We start from the raw sequence: 16,736 nt of genomic DNA, 5'->3' as shown, positions 1-16,736 counted from the left end.
CTGGGGAAAACTATGCCTGCCGCAAAAAAAGGGAATCGTAAGGAACAGATACTGCAATGTTTAGCAGAAATGTTGGAAAGTCACTCTGGTCAAAGAATTACGACGGCAAAACTCGCCGAAAAAGTTGGCGTATCGGAAGCAGCGCTATATAGACACTTTCCTAGCAAAGCTCGGATGTTTGAAGGGTTAATTGAATTTATTGAAGGCACTTTGTTGTCGCGTATCAATATCATCCTAGAAAAAGATAAAACAACCGAAGGGCGCGTTTCAAATATCTTAAAACTAATTTTGGGGTTTGCTGAAATGAACAGGGGCATAACTTCAATCTTAACTGGAGATGCTTTGATGGGAGAGCATGATCGTCTGCGTGAACGAGTAGCGACCTTATTTGAAAAGTTAGAAACCCAATTAAAACAAGTTCTACGCGAACGAAAGTTACGTGAAGGTAAGTCTTTTCCAATTGATGACGCCGCACTTGCAAATATGTTACTTGCCTATACCGAAGGTAAAATGAATCAATTTGTTCGATCGGGGTTTAAACGTAGCCCAATGGAAGGTTTTGATGTTCAATGGGCGGGTTGGAAGTTATTCTGGTAACCCCCAAACTATGTTAGCGCTCTTTTTATCACTGTTTAGATTAGCGCGAATAAAGTAAGTGGTGGACTTCATATCCAAATATGAGTTCGCCCCTTAATTACAAAATTCCCCCATTTTCATTTGTTATTTTTCCCCTAACTTCATTTCGTCTTGATTTTGCTGTTAACCAACTTGCGCTAATAGACGCAATTTGTTTGATGTCGTAGTGTGAACCTCATCTCCATAACGGATTTTCCGTATTTTTATTTGAGGACCTCCAATTGAAAAAAGTTAGTAAATTGAGCGCTTTATGTGGACCACTCGTTGTTGGTCTGTTGGCATTATCAAGTTTTATGAGTACGGCACAATCACAATCACCCTGGCCTGAAATTAGAAAAACTCGGATCAGCACACTGCTACCCGCCGCATTAACAGCAGCAAACGTAGATTTGTGGCTGGTTTTGTGCCGGGAAAATAATAATGATCCACTCGCCGACCATATCGGCTGTGAAAATGCAGGTGGTGAAGCCGCTTACCTTTTTTATAATCGAAATGGCGTTTTTCATTCGCTGGTATTTTCGCCATCAAGTGAAGCCACCGCTTTGGCTGACTTAAAGATCCATCAGAAAGTAATCCCTGTCCCTCGTGGTCAGCAGGCCATCGACAGTGCTGCGAACTTTATCCACGATCAAGGGTTCGGTAAAATTGCAATTAATATGTCTAACTCAAACGCCCAAGCCGATGGCTTGAGCTACTCCCAATATAGTCGACTCACTAAAGCCCTAGGCGAAGAGTTTACAAAGCGCTTAGTGAGTTCTGACGATGTTGTTTATGAATGGTTATCAGTAAAATTGCCAGAAGAAGTCGAGATTATGAAAGAAGCGGCTCGTTTGGCATCTATTTGGCAAATTGAGGCGTACCAAATGGTGATTCCGGGTAAAACAACAGACGCAGATGTCGCGAGATTTTTGAAACAAAAAATGGCTCAACATGGCGTTAAAGACGGATGGGCACCGGATCAAAACCCGAATGTCAATTCTGGACCTGACCGAGGACATTCTCACCCAACAAACAAAGTCATCATGCCTGGAGACATGATTCAAATAGATTTTGGCGTTAAACTCCACGACAGATGGGTGAGCGACATACAACGCTTTGCCTATGTACTTGAACCAGGTACAACAAAACCACCTAAAAACATTCAGCATTATTGGGACAGCGGACGAGACGGCGGATTTGCCGCATTTGCCGCCATGAAACCTGGGGTCACTGGACTTGAAGTAGATCAAGCACAAACTAAAATAATGAATGAAACCGGTTCGGAATATGTCATGTGGAGTACAGGCCACCCTGTTGGTTATGTTGCCCACGACACCGGACCAAGTTTAAGTGGAGCCCGCAGTGAAACGATTAGGCCCACAGCATTAAAGCGATTAAAGGTAGGTATGGTCTTTGCGTTTGATGGCTTTCATAGTTGGAAAAGAGCTGATGGGACATTTAAAACAGTTTCAGTGGAAGAAATGGCAGTAATTACCGAGCAAGGGGCTGAATACCTAATTCCTCCGCAGCAGGAGTTAATCTTAATTTCATCGGATAAATAGCTCTTATAAAAGCCATAACATAATTAACGTGGATAATTAGTTAAGTAAATTCAATCAGGATTTACGCCTATTTATCCGCGTACTACTTGTTCAAGAGGTCCATCGACTTACTAATGTCTTAGTCGCAGGTATTTGGGTTTAATTTCGTTATTCAAATATTGTTTATTTGCCATTAGCTTGAGTGAGGTATTTAACGCATCAATAAAACTATCGGCCCAGATCAACTTTGGATTAACGGCGATAAAAAATGGCGTTTTTGGCAAGCACCCGGCTTCTTTTAACTGGTTACGTTTAAATCGACTTTGGTTCTTAATGTTCCATACCAGCACGTTTTTATCTTCTAAAAATAAGTCGATACGTTTTTTGTTCAATAATGAGATCAAGCGTGATACGCCAGCTGATCCAGTTAGTTTTATCACTCTTTCTGTGTTTTCTGTTTCCGCAATATAACTATCAATAGGCTCGCCATAGCCATAACTTGCGATGGCCCCAAGCCGCTTACTTTTTAACGAATCAATTCCATGGTATTTCGAAACATCTTCCATACGATTAAAAAAGCAAACTTGGTATTCCATCGTCGGCGTTGTAGTGAATTTTAGACTTGGGGCTTCCGTTTTAATTGCACTAAGCAACCCGTCATAAACCCCAGACTCAACCGATTTAACCGCTCTAGACCAAGGTAAAAATTCAATTTCAATGCGTGTTCCTAGTTGTTCACCAATATATTGGACATACTCATATACCATACCTTGTGATGAATTTAAGTTTTCACAGGCGTAGGGACACCAGTTTGTTGTCGCTAATTTAATCACTTTAGGCAATGTATCAAAGGCATTAACGCCATAACTGAAAAGGTACAACGCAACCGCTAAAAGGCTATTTCTAATTCGAACCATTATTTATCTACTGTATTCTTAAGCATTGATGACGACATAACACCAATCAACTTATCGAGTAATTCATTATTTAACTGACGCCAATCAAAATACGGGGTTACGATGCAATCACGTCCTTCAATTCGTAACAGCTTACTGGTGCTTTGGTGGGTAATTAATTTATCCAGATTCAATTGAGTTGCTGCGTATTGGAACCCCGCTACAATCGAAAAATAATTATCAGCACCTTCTTTAGCATAGTGCAAATAGTTCAAAGCCTCAAACCCTGCACCTGTTAACAGTTTAGTATCACGATATTGCTGCCAACTTTCGCAACCGGTGTCATACAAAGCAAAGGATATTTTCGCCATAATTGAAAACACTTTACGCCAGTGATTAGACGTATTTTGGATAATGCTCGCAACTTCACCTTCCGCTAGTACTCGAAAATCATCGTGGTGAAATTCAGGTAAGTCTGGACGATTCGCGATGTGCAAAACCCACTTAGGTGATACATGACCAAAACCACTTGCTAACATGTTTTTCTCAATAGTAAGCCTTCGACTAATCAAATGACTTATAGTCGAAATGATAAATATAAACGCAGGTCGAAAAAAAAGGCTCCTAAGAGCCTTTTAATTTAAACCGTGCGACTAAATGTCGTTTGGTTTAACACGTGAATTACGCTTACGTTCGTTTTCAGTAAGGAATTTCTTACGGATACGAATGCTTAGCGGTGTCACTTCTACTAATTCATCGTCGTCGATAAACTCAAGAGCTTGTTCTAGTGTCATAACGATATGCGGTGTTAACGTTTGCGCTTCATCTGTACCAGATGAACGTACGTTTGTTAACTGCTTACCTTTAAGAACGTTAACTGTTAAGTCATTGTCACGGCTATGGATACCAACTACTTGACCTTCATAGATATCAGTAGCGTGTCCAATCATCATGCGGCCACGTGATTGCAAGTTAAAGATTGCATTTGTAAGTGCTTTACCAGTTGCGTTAGCAATAAGAACACCGTTAAGACGCTGACCGATTTCGCCACCTTTGTGTGGACCATATTCGTAGAATGTATGGTAGATCAAACCAGAACCAGACGTTAACGTCATAAATTCAGTTTGGAATCCGATTAAACCACGACTAGGCATGATGAAGTCCATACGAATACGGCCTTTTCCATCTGGAGCCATATCAGTAAGTTCCGCTTTACGGATACCCATTTTTTCCATGATAGAACCCTGATGCTGTTCTTCAACATCAATAGTCACTGTTTCATAAGGTTCTTGGGTTTCACCGTTAACTTCACGCATGATTACTTCAGGGCGAGATACTGCTAACTCGAATCCTTCACGACGCATGTTTTCAATTAAAATACCTAAGTGTAATTCACCACGGCCAGATACTTTGAATTTGTCGGCGTCGGCGAGTTGTTCAACACGTAACGCAACGTTATGTACAAGTTCTTTGTCCAAACGCTCTTTGATGTTACGAGAAGTAACAAATTTACCTTCTTTACCAGCAAATGGAGATGTGTTTACTTGGAAAGTCATTGTTACTGTTGGTTCGTCAACAGACAACAAAGGTAGACCTTCAACTTCTGATGGACAACAAATAGTGTCAGAAATTTTAAGTTCGCCAAGACCTGTAATCGCAATGATATCACCAGCATGGGCACTATCAGCTTCATAACGGTCTAGACCTAAGTAACCAAATACTTTACCTACTTTACCGTTATGTACAGGACCTGCGGCTGTTTGAATTGTCACTTGTTGGTTAGGCTTAACCGTACCGCGTTTAACACGACCGATACCAATTACACCTAAGTACGAGCTGTAATCAAGCTGAGAGATCTGCATTTGGAAAGGGCCATCAACATCTGCATCAGGTTCAGGAACTTGATCAATGATAGTTTCAAATAACGGCGTCATGTCTGTGCCAGTTACGCCTTCTTCATGAGAAGCCCAACCGTTAAGCGCAGATGCGTAAACAACTTTAAAGTCCAACTGTTCATCAGTTGCGCCTAAGTTATCGAACAAGTCGAATACTTGGTCCATAACCCAATCAGGACGAGAACCTGGCTTATCAATTTTATTGATAACTAAAATTGGCTTCAAACCCTGTGCGAACGCTTTTTGCGTTACAAAACGAGTTTGCGGCATTGGCCCTTCTTGCGCATCAACGATAAGCAATACTGAGTCAACCATCGACATGACACGTTCAACTTCACCACCGAAGTCAGCGTGTCCTGGAGTGTCTACGATATTTACGCGATAGTCCTGCCAATCGATAGCTGTATTTTTAGCAAGGATTGTGATCCCACGCTCTTTCTCGATGTCATTCGAGTCCATTACACGCTCTTCAGCGTTAACGCGTGAATCTAATGTGCCAGACTGGGCTAACAATTTGTCAACCAATGTCGTTTTACCGTGGTCAACGTGTGCAATGATTGCAACGTTTCTTAAACCTTTACGGTTTTCATCTGTCATTTATTTGAATCCTTAAATATTCAACTGTAATTACAAGTAAAGGCAAAACTGATAAAACAAAGAGCGCTTCAACTTGCTAACACATAAAATATGTGCGAAATTTTGCGCGCATTGTACCTACCTTCGAGCAAAGTTGGTAACGATATTGGTTATTTTTTGCGTTTTTATTGCAAAAACCCTAAAAAAAGTGTCATTATTGCGCGCTAAAATTTAATAAATGTTTATAAATTAATGACACTTAGCACCCGGGAATGGAGTGGTAATGAGCAAACTGTCTTTTTTTAATGAAGTTATATCGACGGTAATGGATTATAGCCTAGATCTCTTCGCTTACCTTGACAAAGAAAACAAATATGAATTTGTGAGTAAAAGTTACTCCAATTTTTATGGCTTTGAATCCAAAGAATTAATTGGTAACCGACCACAAAGTGTATTTGATACAGAAACGTACGAACAGGTAATCAAACCAAATTTAGATAAATGTTGGTTAGAGGCAGTCCCAGTAAATTATCAAGCCTGGCTTATGCCTAAAAAGGCCAACAGCCCTTGCTATATGTATACAACGTATTTGCCGCATATATCGAAAACCACCGGCGAAGTCGTGGGCATGATTGTGATGGCAAAAGATGTAACGGAATTCAAACGTGCCGAAGGTCTTTTGTCAAAGTCAGCAAATACCGATGCACTAACAAACATTCCAAACCGATTATTTTTAGAGAACAAACTTTCTAAATTAACAAAAAGCACCGCCCGTCGCTCAGACCGCTTCGCATTGATGTTTTGTGACTTAGACGGTTTTAAACAAGTAAATGACACCTATGGTCACGCCGTGGGTGACAAAATATTGTACCAAGTCGCCAATCGCTTAAATAAATTAGTTAGAGATGAAGATATCCTTGCTAGATATGGCGGTGACGAATTTGCAATTTTGATCACACCTCTTCTTGATGAACAAATCATTTCAATTATTCAAAATAAAATTGAGGCGGTTATTTCCAAGCCATTTGATATTTCTGGTAACAAAATTAGTTTGGGGATGAGTATCGGTGTTGCGATATACCCTGATGTAGCGACAAGCAAAGAAGCGCTATTTGAAATTGCCGACCAACGAATGTATAGCTGCAAAAATGCAAAAATCTAGGAAAATACAATCATTGGTCTAAATTTAAATAATAATGTGGTAACGTACTTTTTGAACTAAAATTTCCATTTATGGAACATAACCTAAATATAGCCAAACAAATATGAATGTAGAATTTATTAACCCATTTTTAAGTTCACTGATGAACGTACTTGAAACAATGGCAATGACAAAACTTACCCCAGGCAAACCAGCTTTAAAGAAACAGCAAATCTCTCGTGGTGATGTTTCTGGCCTAATCGGTATGGCGTCGCCACAAACTCGAGGTTCATTATCAGTTACTTTTGAGGCTGGTTTAGCGCTGGCCATCATGGAACGCATGTTAGGCGAACGTCCAGATTCAATCGACGAAGAAGTAACAGACATGGTTGGTGAAATAACAAATATGGTTACCGGCGGTGCAAAACAAATTCTTGCTGAAAAAGGCTATGAATTCGACATGGCCACGCCAGTGGTCGTCTCAGGAAAAGATCATACAATTAACCACAAATGCGAAAGCACAACGTTAATCATTCCATTCACATCAGACGACGGCAATGCCTATATTGAAGTCTCTTTTGATGTATTAGAACAAGGCTAACTTTAAAAGCAGCCGCTCTAAAGCGGCTTTCAAAGGCTTAAGGAAGAAGCATGAAATTCCGCTCGCTTTATTACCTCACAACGACTTTATTACTTACCTTATCAGGTTGCAGTTCAGACGAAAAATCAACTTCGGACGACACCAAAGAAGCAACTAACGATGTCATAATGAATGCCAGCGCCTATTCAAAGGCAGAATTACAGGCCCATGTTAATTCATTAATCGATATTCGCTATAAAGGCAAAACAGACACTGCCGTTTTAAATTTAGAGAGTGTTCAAAGAGCTTATGTATCAACTTTTGGTGATAATGGCTCATCTCTACCTGATTTTAATGTCGATTCAGTCGCGCCAAGAGCAGACGCAAATGGCAATATTGACATTTCTTTTGCCTGTAATTATGGTGGTTCGATTGCCTATTCAGGTAAGTTGAGTAGCGATCAAACTGGCAATATTAGTATGCAATTTATTGACTGCAAACAGGATTACTATTCCCCAGTACTTAACGGTAATGTCGCCAGTGAAATTAGTAATAGCATCTATGAGGTCGCAGGATTTTACTTTGATAACTTCCGTTGGTCTCGTGATGATGAGTCTTATTCTTACACAGGTTACGTCTTTTCTTCCCGCATAGAACAAGATAACCCGTATGAACTCACCTATACTGTTTCTTCAAAACTTTTAGTATCCGACTCAAATAATAACCAATACATAATTGAAATTGAGTCAGAAATAAATGATCAACTAGATTCCTTTTCACATACATATTCAGGCACTTTATATGATGGTGAATATGGGAAGACGCAATTTGCGTTGCTTAATAATAACGAAACTAATGTATATAGAACCATCACCTTTGAAGCCGATAAAACCATCAAAATCGAATTTTCGTATGATCACATCAAATATCTCGAAGATGCCAATAATGACAACATATATGAAACCGGCGCTTACTTTGGCTCTAATGATGAATTAATGTATGCTGACCTCAGCGAAAAAACACTAGCCCCTATAGACTTACTTTCACTGCCTCCAAGTGTTAATTCCCCTAATGTTTATGATTATTGGAATCTATTTACAACATCAGATATCGTGGCAGAACAGGGTTATTTTTCAGACCCGGATACCCCAGAAAGCGAACTAACACTTTCATATCGTTGGTACATAAACGGCCAAGTTGTTGAGAATAATACCTCAAATACTTTACCCGCATTTACGGCGATTTATGGTGATTCAGTCGAAGTCAGCATGGTTGTGTCGGATGGCGTCAATATCATCGAGGGGGGTAGAACTTCCTTTGAAATACAAGATTCACCAGCAATTTTACAAGTAAGTAACCTGCCAAACGCTGCTAAAACCGGTGATTATCTACAGTTTAGTGCAGTGGTACAAGACCCCGACTTTAAGGAAAGTAACGGAGTTGCCGCCTCACTTATTTCAGCACCTGAGGGGGCTACTATAGATGAGAATGGTACTGTAAGTTGGAATGTGGCGGGGGACATGATGTTCTCAAGTCAAGAAGTCGACTTTGTGTTTGGATTTGTAAACGAAGAGGCAAATTCACAACAATTCAGCCAATCAATAACGGTAACAGCTGATAAACCATTGCCAATTGCAAGCGCTTCTTTTGATATTCCTAGCACCAATAAATCAATGTGGGTAGGTGATTTTAGCGGCGACGGTAACAAAAGAATCTTGACAACAAATTCTAGAAAGTCCGTATATTTACTTAAAAGTATAAATGGCGAATTTAAGCATAGCTGGCTTTATCCCTATGCGTTGCCAACAGCTGGCAATATAAATCAAGTCATCCCCGTGCAATATGATGATGATGTTGAACTGGAGATATTGGTGGCTACCGAACGTGGGATCAGTTTAATAAATGGTCTTACAAGCCACGCAATCGCCCTATTAGAAACTGAAGGTTATATATCAAGTATCGACATTGCCGATTTAAATGCTGACGGTTCGTTGGAGCTCATCTATCTCATTAGTGATAGCAATTATTCTAACAGCACAAAACTTATAGTTGCCCCACTTCTTACCCCGCATGTGACTTTGTTTAGTACTGATGCTCTTGACTCTATGGACTTTTCAATTGCCAATACCGATGAAGACGACCAGTTAGAAATTGTGTTGAGTAACGGCTTAGTCTATGACGGGAAGACGTATTTAAATGAATGGCTTAGCAGTAACAAATTTGGAAGTTCCATCGTGTCAACGGGTGATTACAATGGTGACGGAATTGATGAAATTGCTGGCGCTGACAGCTGGGGAGCAATCGCCCTCTATTCAGCCGTGAACAAGTCGCAACTGTTTAGTTTCGACAATTTTAATACGTGTAGTATAACAACTGCAAACATCGACGATGATATGGCAGATGAGTTGATCATTGGAGATTGCCAGTGGGGGTCAATTACGGCTTACGACTTTGTAAATAATGCCCTAGTTAAAAAGTGGTCGGTCGACATGCAGGAACATGGCTCAAAATCAATAGCTATCGGTGACGCAGACAACGACGGAAAATTGGAAGTACTGTGGGGTTCTGGACAAAGCTCAAGCGGTGAAGACGTATTGGTTATTGCGGACATCGAAGACGGGATAGCAACGGTAGATAACTGGACCCGAACAATACAATTAGATAGTTATAGCAGTGCAGGCTGGGCATCAACCGATGGTAATAATGACAGGGCGATATTTTTTATCCCAGAAACGGGTAGTGGATACGATGGCAGCAGAGTATTAGAAATGACTGATACCGGCGAGTTTCAACTCAGTGAGGAGATTTCTTCGAATTGGGATAGAAGCCGTTATGCTATTGCTACCGATTTTAATAAAGATGGTATTGGCGATATATTTCTACCTTCCACTGCGCTTTACGATGGCTCATTTTCGGCATTACAACTTAACGACTACTCGGAAATTTGGTCATTAAATGGTGATTACGATTCAGATATCGGGATAATTCGGGCCTTCGACTTAAATAATGATGACTATCCAGACGCAGTTTACATGGACGGTACAAGCCTAAAGGCAATAGACATTGAAAATCAATTATTCATCGCGAATTATACGTTCAATAATGGGCTCAATGATTTTGAATTAGATTACAAAGATACGGCTTATTTCTATGTTTCTCACGGTGACAAATTAAGCGTTATGAAACTTGTTGATGGTGCGTTATCCGAGCAAAGCTTCATAACTGAAAATTGTGGTCGACTTGAAATGATAAATTTTGATACTGACCCTGAATTAGAATTAGCTTGTATCGTATCGACTCATTATTGGAATACCGAAGGTAAAAAAATAGTCATTTACGATACTGACAACAGCACATTAAGCGAGATTAAACGTATTGAACTTCCGTTTGTTGTTTTAGACATGGCTGTTGATTTAAGCACCACATCAGAGCAGTCATTAATTATTACGACACAGCAAGGGACAGATTCTAGCGTGTGGGATGATGACAATAAATATCAAATTAGAAAGATCTCTCACACTGGGCTTCTTGTTTGGTCTAGTGCCGCATTAGTCGGAAAGCCAACGCCACACGGTCTTAAAACACGATTAAAAAATGACAAGTTAGAGATCCAGCTATCTACAAACGACGTCATGTATTGGATCAAATAAACGAGATGAGCAGTAATTGGCAAACTCAAATCACATTAAAGCCTCGCAAACGTGGATTTCATCTGATTGACGATGAAATCCTTGTTCAATTACCTAAACTGACCCAAAGTCAAATTGGTATTTTGCATTTGTTTATCCAGCATTCTAGCGCATCAATAACAATAAACGAAAATGCCGACCCTACCGTAAGAGTTGATATGGAGTCACATTTTAATAAGTTCGTACCTGAAAACGCACCGTATTATCGACACACCTATGAAGGTTCAGATGATATGCCAGCCCATATTAAAGCGTCCACATTGGGCAGTTCGGTTTCGATACCTGTAAACCAAGGCCGTTTGTTATTAGGGACGTGGCAGGGAGTATATTTAGGTGAGCATCGCGACCATGGCGGCAGTCGTCGGATAATAGCGACTTATGTTGGGAGTTAAGTTTGAGATCACAAATTTAGTAGCGGTTTTAATTGTTTAGCATTTGGATGTTGCTTAGACAAAATCAAAAAAACGGGAACTGATTTTAGCTGATCAAATTCTAAATCGATATTTTCACTGTGCTTTTGTGGGTTGTAATAACTCAAAAAGTAGTCAAAGCGATCTGTTCGGATCAATTTAGAAGCAACGGCAAAGTCATCCACTTTGTAATGGTTTGTTGATTCGGTAAATTCAGGGATATTAAGAAAGTAAAAATTACTGTCTTTCAATGAAACCGTTGATAACTTGGCTAATTCATCAAAGCTAACAATTTCAGCAACCACTTCACGTCGAAAAACGCCAACATTAATATAATACAGTGGTTTTTCGCTAATCCAAAAAGCCTCAGTTAATGCCTCATTAGGTTGAGCTGCAGTCGAAAAATCAACACGACCACTGTGTAGCGCCGCAATCCCCCTCGCCATCGAGTTATATTTAAAATCGACAATATGCCCGTAAAGATTAAAATAAGATTGGATCTTATCTATCCCTAAGCCCTCAGCTTCACCGTCACTACTAATTTGCTCATAGGGTGGCAGAGACGAATAAAAAACACGAAACGACTCAGCAGATACCGTCAGCTTGAAGCTCAGCACAAAGATGAAAAACAATACAAATACTTTGGTCATGTAATTACTTATCCCAGTAGGCGGCGTACCCTATAATAGTACTAACCTAACACACTGTTATATCGAATGGGGTAGCTAATTTTTAGGCTGTGAATAAACAAACAAGAAAGTTGTCACTTAATTAAAACGACCGTATCTGAAAAATACAATCCGCTATGGCGGCTAACGCAAAACAAATCCAACGGCAATTCGATTGATGACAGATGAATTACGTATTCAAAGCCACTGTCTGGGCAAACCCGCAACCTATGGCTAGTTCAATGGCGACTTCCATGACTAATACGAAAAAAGGCAGTAATTCGAAAATTACTGCCTTTTTAATATCTTCCTCAATAAGGGAAGTATAAATTTATAAGTCTATCACTCGTAACGAGTCGTTAGACTTATATTATTTAGCGTTGTATTTACGACGCACAACTAATGCTAAACCAGATAAAAACACAAGTAACATAGACGGTTCTGAAACGTTAACTGCTTTATCTACGTCAATCAAAAATGAAAACTCTGGAGCTTGTTGATTAAAGTCAATTGACACCTTACGATACAATTCATCACTAGCAACTTGATCTAAGTATGTCGCTGAAACATCTGTAGAAATCCCATTTAATGCCGCTTCAAAAGCTACAAACTCACGTCCTACACCACTGTTATTTGGTGCAAATGCTGAAGTTAACTGGGTATCAAAAACTAAATCTGTACCAAACGCATCTAGTACAAGTGACTCTAATATATCACTTCCGCTATAAACAAAAGTCCACAAGCCATAAATATTTGGTAAATCAAAATCACCACCAGTAAAACCTTGCTGTACTAGTGACCAGTCAGAACCAGAAACGCCACCACTTAATCCTTCACTAGCTACGATATTTTCTTGTGCCGGTGTTAAGCCTCCACCAGTCACTGGATTCAAAGTATTCGTTAACATTGCCCAATCTAAAGTTTCAGTGCCACCTGATGTATTTAATGTGACTTTAAGGCCAGTCATATCTGCACCGGTGATCAAAGTATCATAATCTGTTATTACACTTGCGTTTGAAAATAGAGTCGTCACTGACAAAGCAGCCCCAAGCATCCATTTGTTTAACATTTTAGATTTTGTATTCATTTTACTCTCCATTTTTACGACAATTATGTAATCTTTATATCTACTTGATAAAAATCACTTGTACTCGGATAGAGCAAAAACCAAACCAACATTAAATTAACTTTAAATAACAGCAGGTTAAACATATAAAACACAAAAACACGAGCAAAAAACAAGCAATTGGTAATGCCACAAATATTGGCTGTAAAAAAAGCCGACAAACATTAGGTTGGAAAGTGTTTAGCGCTCAAATTAATTTCAAAGAATTAGTACCTAAAACCGCTACAAGCCATAGCTTTAGAGGCCAGACTAAGAAAATCCCAATATTATAAATTAGAAAAATTCTTTCATATGACTAAAACCTGTCTTTTTATGTAAAAAATACCGACACATTCATAAGAGAAGCATTCAAGAGGCGTTTGGGATTTATAAGCATTTTGTGTAGATTTGTAGTATTTGAATACTACAAATCATTTTAGCCAGGTTGATATCGGCCCTATTTTATTTGCCCTTAATTTCTATTCAGAAGAAATAAAATGAACGAAACACTGGAAAACTGCTTTATTTTTTATACTAGAAAATACACTCACAGTTTAGTTTCAATTTTATTAACATCACATTAAAAAGGTTCAACTATAAATTGTTGAACATTTTGGGCTAATTGATTTGTCAGTCTTTGTCTAGCTTCCTTACTTGCCCAAGCAATATGAGGTGTAATAATTAGATTGGGATGGGTAAAGTTAACAAGTGGATAATTTATATCAGGTGGTTCCTGTCTGATCACATCGACAATAGCGCCACCTATAACGTTATTAGTTAACGCTGCCATTAAGTCGGCTTCATTTACTATGCCGCCTCGAGCTGTATTAACAATAATTGCACTGGACTTCATTAATTCAAATTCAGTAACCGCAATTAAATTTTCAGTTTCTGTTGTTAACGGGCAATGCAGACTAATGATATCAGACTTTGCAATAACATCATTGAAGGCTGTGCGGCCTTCTCTAACCTTATCTAAGCCTTTGTGTTCACTTATGAGGATTTCCATATCAAATGCCCGAGCAATATTCTCTACAGTCTTTGCAAGCGTTCCATACCCTACTAACCCAAGGGTTTTTCCAGTCAGTTCCGTGATAGGAAAATCAAATAAACAAAAACTGCGACTCTGGCTCCATTTACCCTCTGCCACTATTGCATTGTAATTAAGTGTATTGGTAAGTAATTGCATAACACTAGCAAAAACAACTTGAGCTACTGAATTACCGGCGTAATTGGTGACGTTTTTTACAGTGATATTATTTTTATCTGCTGCGACCATATCGATATTGTTCATACCGGTTGCAGCCACGCAAATTAATTTTAGCGTCGGCAATTTACCAATAAGTTCGGCATCTATAACGACTTTATTGGTTATTATAATGTCGGCTCCAAGGCTTCGTTCAAGCACCTCTTCGTTTGATGTGAATGAAAAAAACTGCCAATCTACAGGTAAAGATTTTAGTTCAGATATGTCTATATCTGGGCCTAATGTTGCTGAATCTAAAAATACCCCTTTCACGTTTTTCTCCAATTATGAAAGATATCAATCGTTCAGTTATACCACTTCGATTCTGTCTCGCATAAAAAAACCCGCAAAAAGCGGGTTTCATTTAAATTTGTAACCAGTCGCTAAGCGCTACTATTTACCTTTTCTATTTTCGATTAAACGTGGCACCACACTCGGGTCAGCCAAAGTACTGGTGTCACCTAAACTATCGTGTTCATTTGCCGCAATTTTGCGCAAAATTCGACGCATTATTTTACCAGAACGCGTCTTAGGTAAACCGTCTGTCCATTGAATTACGTCTGGTTTGGCTATTGGACTTAAGTCTTTAGCAACCCAATCGCGCACTTCTTTAGTCAGTTCGTCTGTAACTTCAACGCCGTCTTTTGGAATTAAATATACATAAATTCCCTGACCTTTTATGTCGTGTGGATACCCAACAACAGCCGCTTCTGCCGTTGCAGCATGTGCAACCAACGAGCTTTCAATTTCAGCAGTACCTAATCGATGGCCAGATACATTTAAAACATCGTCAACTCGACCTGTGATCCAGTAATACCCATCTTCATCACGGCGTGCACCGTCACCAGAAAAATACATGCCTTCATAGGTAGAGAAGTACGTTTGCTCAAAACGTTCGTGATCACCAAATAACGTACGAGCCTGACCCGGCCAACTGTCTAACATAACTAAATTGCCTTCGGTTGCTCCTTCAACAATTTCGCCTTCATTACTCACTAACGCAGGTTGGACGCCAAAAAATGGCCGCGTAGCAGAACCCGGTTTTAAGTCTGTTGCCCCAGGTAAAGGGGTAATTAAGATGCCACCGGTTTCCGTTTGCCACCACGTATCAACTATTGGGCAGTTTTCATTGCCAATTGTTTTGTGATACCAACTCCATGCTTCTGGATTAATTGGTTCACCGACCGAGCCTAATAATCTAAGGGATTTTCGATGAGTTCCAGCAATTACCGCATCACCCTTTGCCATCAATGCTCTGATAGCTGTTGGTGCGGTATACAACACATCAACCTTATGCTTATCAACGATCTCACTTAATCGAGAAACATTTGGGTATACAGGGATCCCTTCAAAAACAAGTGTGGTTACGCCATTGGCTAATGGTCCGTAGATTAAATAACTGTGACCAGTTACCCAGCCTACATCTGCACCGCACCAATAAATATCACCAGGTTTACAATCAAAAACATATTTATGCGTTAACGCTGCGTAGACTAAATATCCGCCGGTGGTATGTAAAACACCTTTGGGTTTGCCCGTCGAGCCAGAGGTATACAATATGAATAGTGGATCTTCAGCATTCATTGCAGTGGGTTCGCAAACAGCTTCACAATCTGCTGTTAACTCATGCCACCAAATATCTTTGCCAGCACGACTTGTTGTTCCGTCATGCCACGCAATGTCTTGGCCAGTATATTTAAAACAAACAACCGATTCTAAACAAGCAGTGTCTGGACGCTCTAAGGCTTCATCGACATTGGCTTTAAGTGGGATCAAACTTCCACCGCGGAAACCTTCATCAGCGGTTATAATTACCTTCGATTGGCAATCATTTATGCGGTCAGCAATTGCATGGGGAGAAAAACCAGCGAAAATGACAGAATGGACTGCGCCAATCCGCGCACAGGCTAACATCGCGTAAGCCGCTTCTGGGATCATCGGCATATAAATAGCAACTCGGTCGCCTTTTTCTATCCCTAGTTTTTTTAGGCCATTCGCAATTTTTGCAACTTCGTCGTGGAGTTTCTGAAATGAGATATACTCTGATGCTTCGCCATCATCACTCTCCCAAATAATAGCGGTGTCATTGGCACGGGTTGCTAAATGGCGGTCGATACAGTTGTAACTTACGTTTAACTCTCCATCTTCAAACCATTTAATATCAACATTGCCTTTCGCAAAACTGGTATTTTTGACCTTAGTAAACGGCTTGCTCCAATCTAGATTTTGCGCTTGTTCTTGCCAGAAACTATCAGGATTTTTGATCGACTCCTGATACATGGCTAAATACTCATCATTATTAAGCAAAGTATGTGCTTCATAATGCGCTGGAACTTGGAATATATCTGTCATGTCCCTCTCTCTTATTTTTGTT

13 protein-coding genes are annotated in these 16,736 nt (G+C 39.7%); 6 read left to right on the top strand and 7 right to left on the bottom strand.

Features of this window, described 5'->3' with window-relative positions:
• The first annotated feature begins 12 nt into the window (after nucleotides 1-12).
• Both slmA and Q4575_RS02095 read left to right on the top strand, forming a co-directional pair.
• The gene (gene slmA / locus Q4575_RS02100) at nucleotides 13-597 is read left to right on the top strand and encodes a nucleoid occlusion factor SlmA (RefSeq protein ID WP_215963289.1); all 585 of its coding nucleotides are present in this window, start codon (nucleotides 13-15) and stop codon (nucleotides 595-597) included.
• Between the two features lie 260 nt (nucleotides 598-857).
• Entirely contained in the window at nucleotides 858-2,177 is a 1,320-nt protein-coding gene (locus Q4575_RS02095) for a Xaa-Pro peptidase family protein (RefSeq protein ID WP_303521185.1), read from the top strand.
• Nucleotides 2,178-2,287: 110 nt separating this feature from the next.
• Here Q4575_RS02095 and Q4575_RS02090 read toward each other — a convergent pair whose 3' ends face one another.
• The 3 genes from Q4575_RS02090 to typA form a co-directional block, all read right to left on the bottom strand.
• Nucleotides 2,288-3,073, bottom strand: a complete 786-nt coding sequence (locus Q4575_RS02090; protein ID WP_303521184.1) for an ABC transporter substrate-binding protein — start codon at nucleotides 3,071-3,073, stop codon at nucleotides 2,288-2,290.
• Entirely contained in the window at nucleotides 3,073-3,591 is a 519-nt protein-coding gene (locus tag Q4575_RS02085) for a hypothetical protein (RefSeq protein WP_215963287.1), read from the bottom strand. Before Q4575_RS02085 ends, Q4575_RS02090 begins: the two co-directional genes overlap by 1 nt.
• 114 nt (nucleotides 3,592-3,705) lie before the next feature.
• Nucleotides 3,706-5,544 carry a translational GTPase TypA gene (gene typA / locus Q4575_RS02080; protein ID WP_215963286.1) on the bottom strand — a complete coding sequence of 613 codons (1,839 nt, stop codon included), beginning with the start codon at nucleotides 5,542-5,544 and terminating at the stop codon, nucleotides 3,706-3,708.
• 262 nt (nucleotides 5,545-5,806) lie between these two features.
• Here typA and Q4575_RS02075 point away from each other — a divergent pair, with 262 nt between their 5' ends.
• From Q4575_RS02075 to Q4575_RS02060, 4 genes are all read left to right on the top strand, one after another.
• Nucleotides 5,807-6,685, top strand: coding sequence for a sensor domain-containing diguanylate cyclase (locus tag Q4575_RS02075; RefSeq protein WP_215963285.1), 879 nt, complete (start codon nucleotides 5,807-5,809; stop codon nucleotides 6,683-6,685).
• 103 nt (nucleotides 6,686-6,788) lie between these two features.
• Entirely contained in the window at nucleotides 6,789-7,265 is a 477-nt protein-coding gene (locus Q4575_RS02070) for a chemotaxis protein CheX (RefSeq protein ID WP_215963284.1), read from the top strand.
• Between the two features lie 50 nt (nucleotides 7,266-7,315).
• Nucleotides 7,316-10,894: a hypothetical protein gene (locus tag Q4575_RS02065; protein ID WP_303521183.1), complete on the top strand. Its 3,579-nt coding sequence runs from the start codon at nucleotides 7,316-7,318 to the stop codon at nucleotides 10,892-10,894.
• Nucleotides 10,895-10,899: 5 nt separating this feature from the next.
• On the top strand, nucleotides 10,900-11,325 hold the full coding sequence (locus tag Q4575_RS02060; RefSeq protein WP_303521182.1) for a secondary thiamine-phosphate synthase enzyme YjbQ: 426 nt from the start codon (nucleotides 10,900-10,902) through the stop codon (nucleotides 11,323-11,325).
• Nucleotides 11,326-11,333: 8 nt separating this feature from the next.
• Here the strand turns inward: Q4575_RS02060 and Q4575_RS02055 are convergent, their stop codons facing one another.
• From Q4575_RS02055 to acs, 4 genes are all read right to left on the bottom strand, one after another.
• Entirely contained in the window at nucleotides 11,334-11,993 is a 660-nt protein-coding gene (locus Q4575_RS02055; protein WP_303521181.1) for a transporter substrate-binding domain-containing protein, read from the bottom strand.
• 388 nt (nucleotides 11,994-12,381) lie between these two features.
• Nucleotides 12,382-13,098 carry a hypothetical protein gene (locus tag Q4575_RS02050; protein ID WP_303521180.1) on the bottom strand — a complete coding sequence of 239 codons (717 nt, stop codon included), beginning with the start codon at nucleotides 13,096-13,098 and terminating at the stop codon, nucleotides 12,382-12,384.
• Between the two features lie 598 nt (nucleotides 13,099-13,696).
• Nucleotides 13,697-14,635 (bottom strand): D-2-hydroxyacid dehydrogenase, encoded by a 939-nt coding sequence (locus tag Q4575_RS02045; RefSeq protein ID WP_303521179.1) that lies wholly within the window; start codon nucleotides 14,633-14,635, stop codon nucleotides 13,697-13,699.
• A gap of 120 nt (nucleotides 14,636-14,755) precedes the next feature.
• Nucleotides 14,756-16,714, bottom strand: a complete 1,959-nt coding sequence (acs, locus tag Q4575_RS02040) for an acetate--CoA ligase (protein ID WP_215963278.1) — start codon at nucleotides 16,712-16,714, stop codon at nucleotides 14,756-14,758.
• Nucleotides 16,715-16,736 lie beyond the last annotated feature (22 nt).

Origin of the sequence: Psychrosphaera sp. 1_MG-2023 (assembly GCF_030548245.1) — a bacterium.
GTDB classification, from domain to species: Bacteria; Pseudomonadota; Gammaproteobacteria; order Enterobacterales; family Alteromonadaceae; genus Psychrosphaera; species Psychrosphaera algicola.
The sequence above is the reverse complement of the archived record's forward strand: the minus strand, read 5'-3'. Positions and strand labels throughout refer to the sequence as shown.

Coding starts and splice junctions, on each gene's coding strand:
- slmA (WP_215963289.1), top strand. CDS start 13: ATGCCTGCCGCAAAAAAAGGGAATCGTAAGGAACAGATACTGCAATGT.
- Q4575_RS02090 (WP_303521184.1), bottom strand. CDS start 3,073: ATGGTTCGAATTAGAAATAGCCTTTTAGCGGTTGCGTTGTACCTTTTC.
- Q4575_RS02085 (WP_215963287.1), bottom strand. CDS start 3,591: ATGTTAGCAAGTGGTTTTGGTCATGTATCACCTAAGTGGGTTTTGCAC.
- typA (WP_215963286.1), bottom strand. CDS start 5,544: ATGACAGATGAAAACCGTAAAGGTTTAAGAAACGTTGCAATCATTGCA.
- Q4575_RS02075 (WP_215963285.1), top strand. CDS start 5,807: ATGAGCAAACTGTCTTTTTTTAATGAAGTTATATCGACGGTAATGGAT.
- Q4575_RS02070 (WP_215963284.1), top strand. CDS start 6,789: ATGAATGTAGAATTTATTAACCCATTTTTAAGTTCACTGATGAACGTA.
- Q4575_RS02065 (WP_303521183.1), top strand. CDS start 7,316: ATGAAATTCCGCTCGCTTTATTACCTCACAACGACTTTATTACTTACC.
- Q4575_RS02060 (WP_303521182.1), top strand. CDS start 10,900: ATGAGCAGTAATTGGCAAACTCAAATCACATTAAAGCCTCGCAAACGT.
- Q4575_RS02055 (WP_303521181.1), bottom strand. CDS start 11,993: ATGACCAAAGTATTTGTATTGTTTTTCATCTTTGTGCTGAGCTTCAAG.
- Q4575_RS02050 (WP_303521180.1), bottom strand. CDS start 13,098: ATGAATACAAAATCTAAAATGTTAAACAAATGGATGCTTGGGGCTGCT.
- acs (WP_215963278.1), bottom strand. CDS start 16,714: ATGACAGATATATTCCAAGTTCCAGCGCATTATGAAGCACATACTTTG.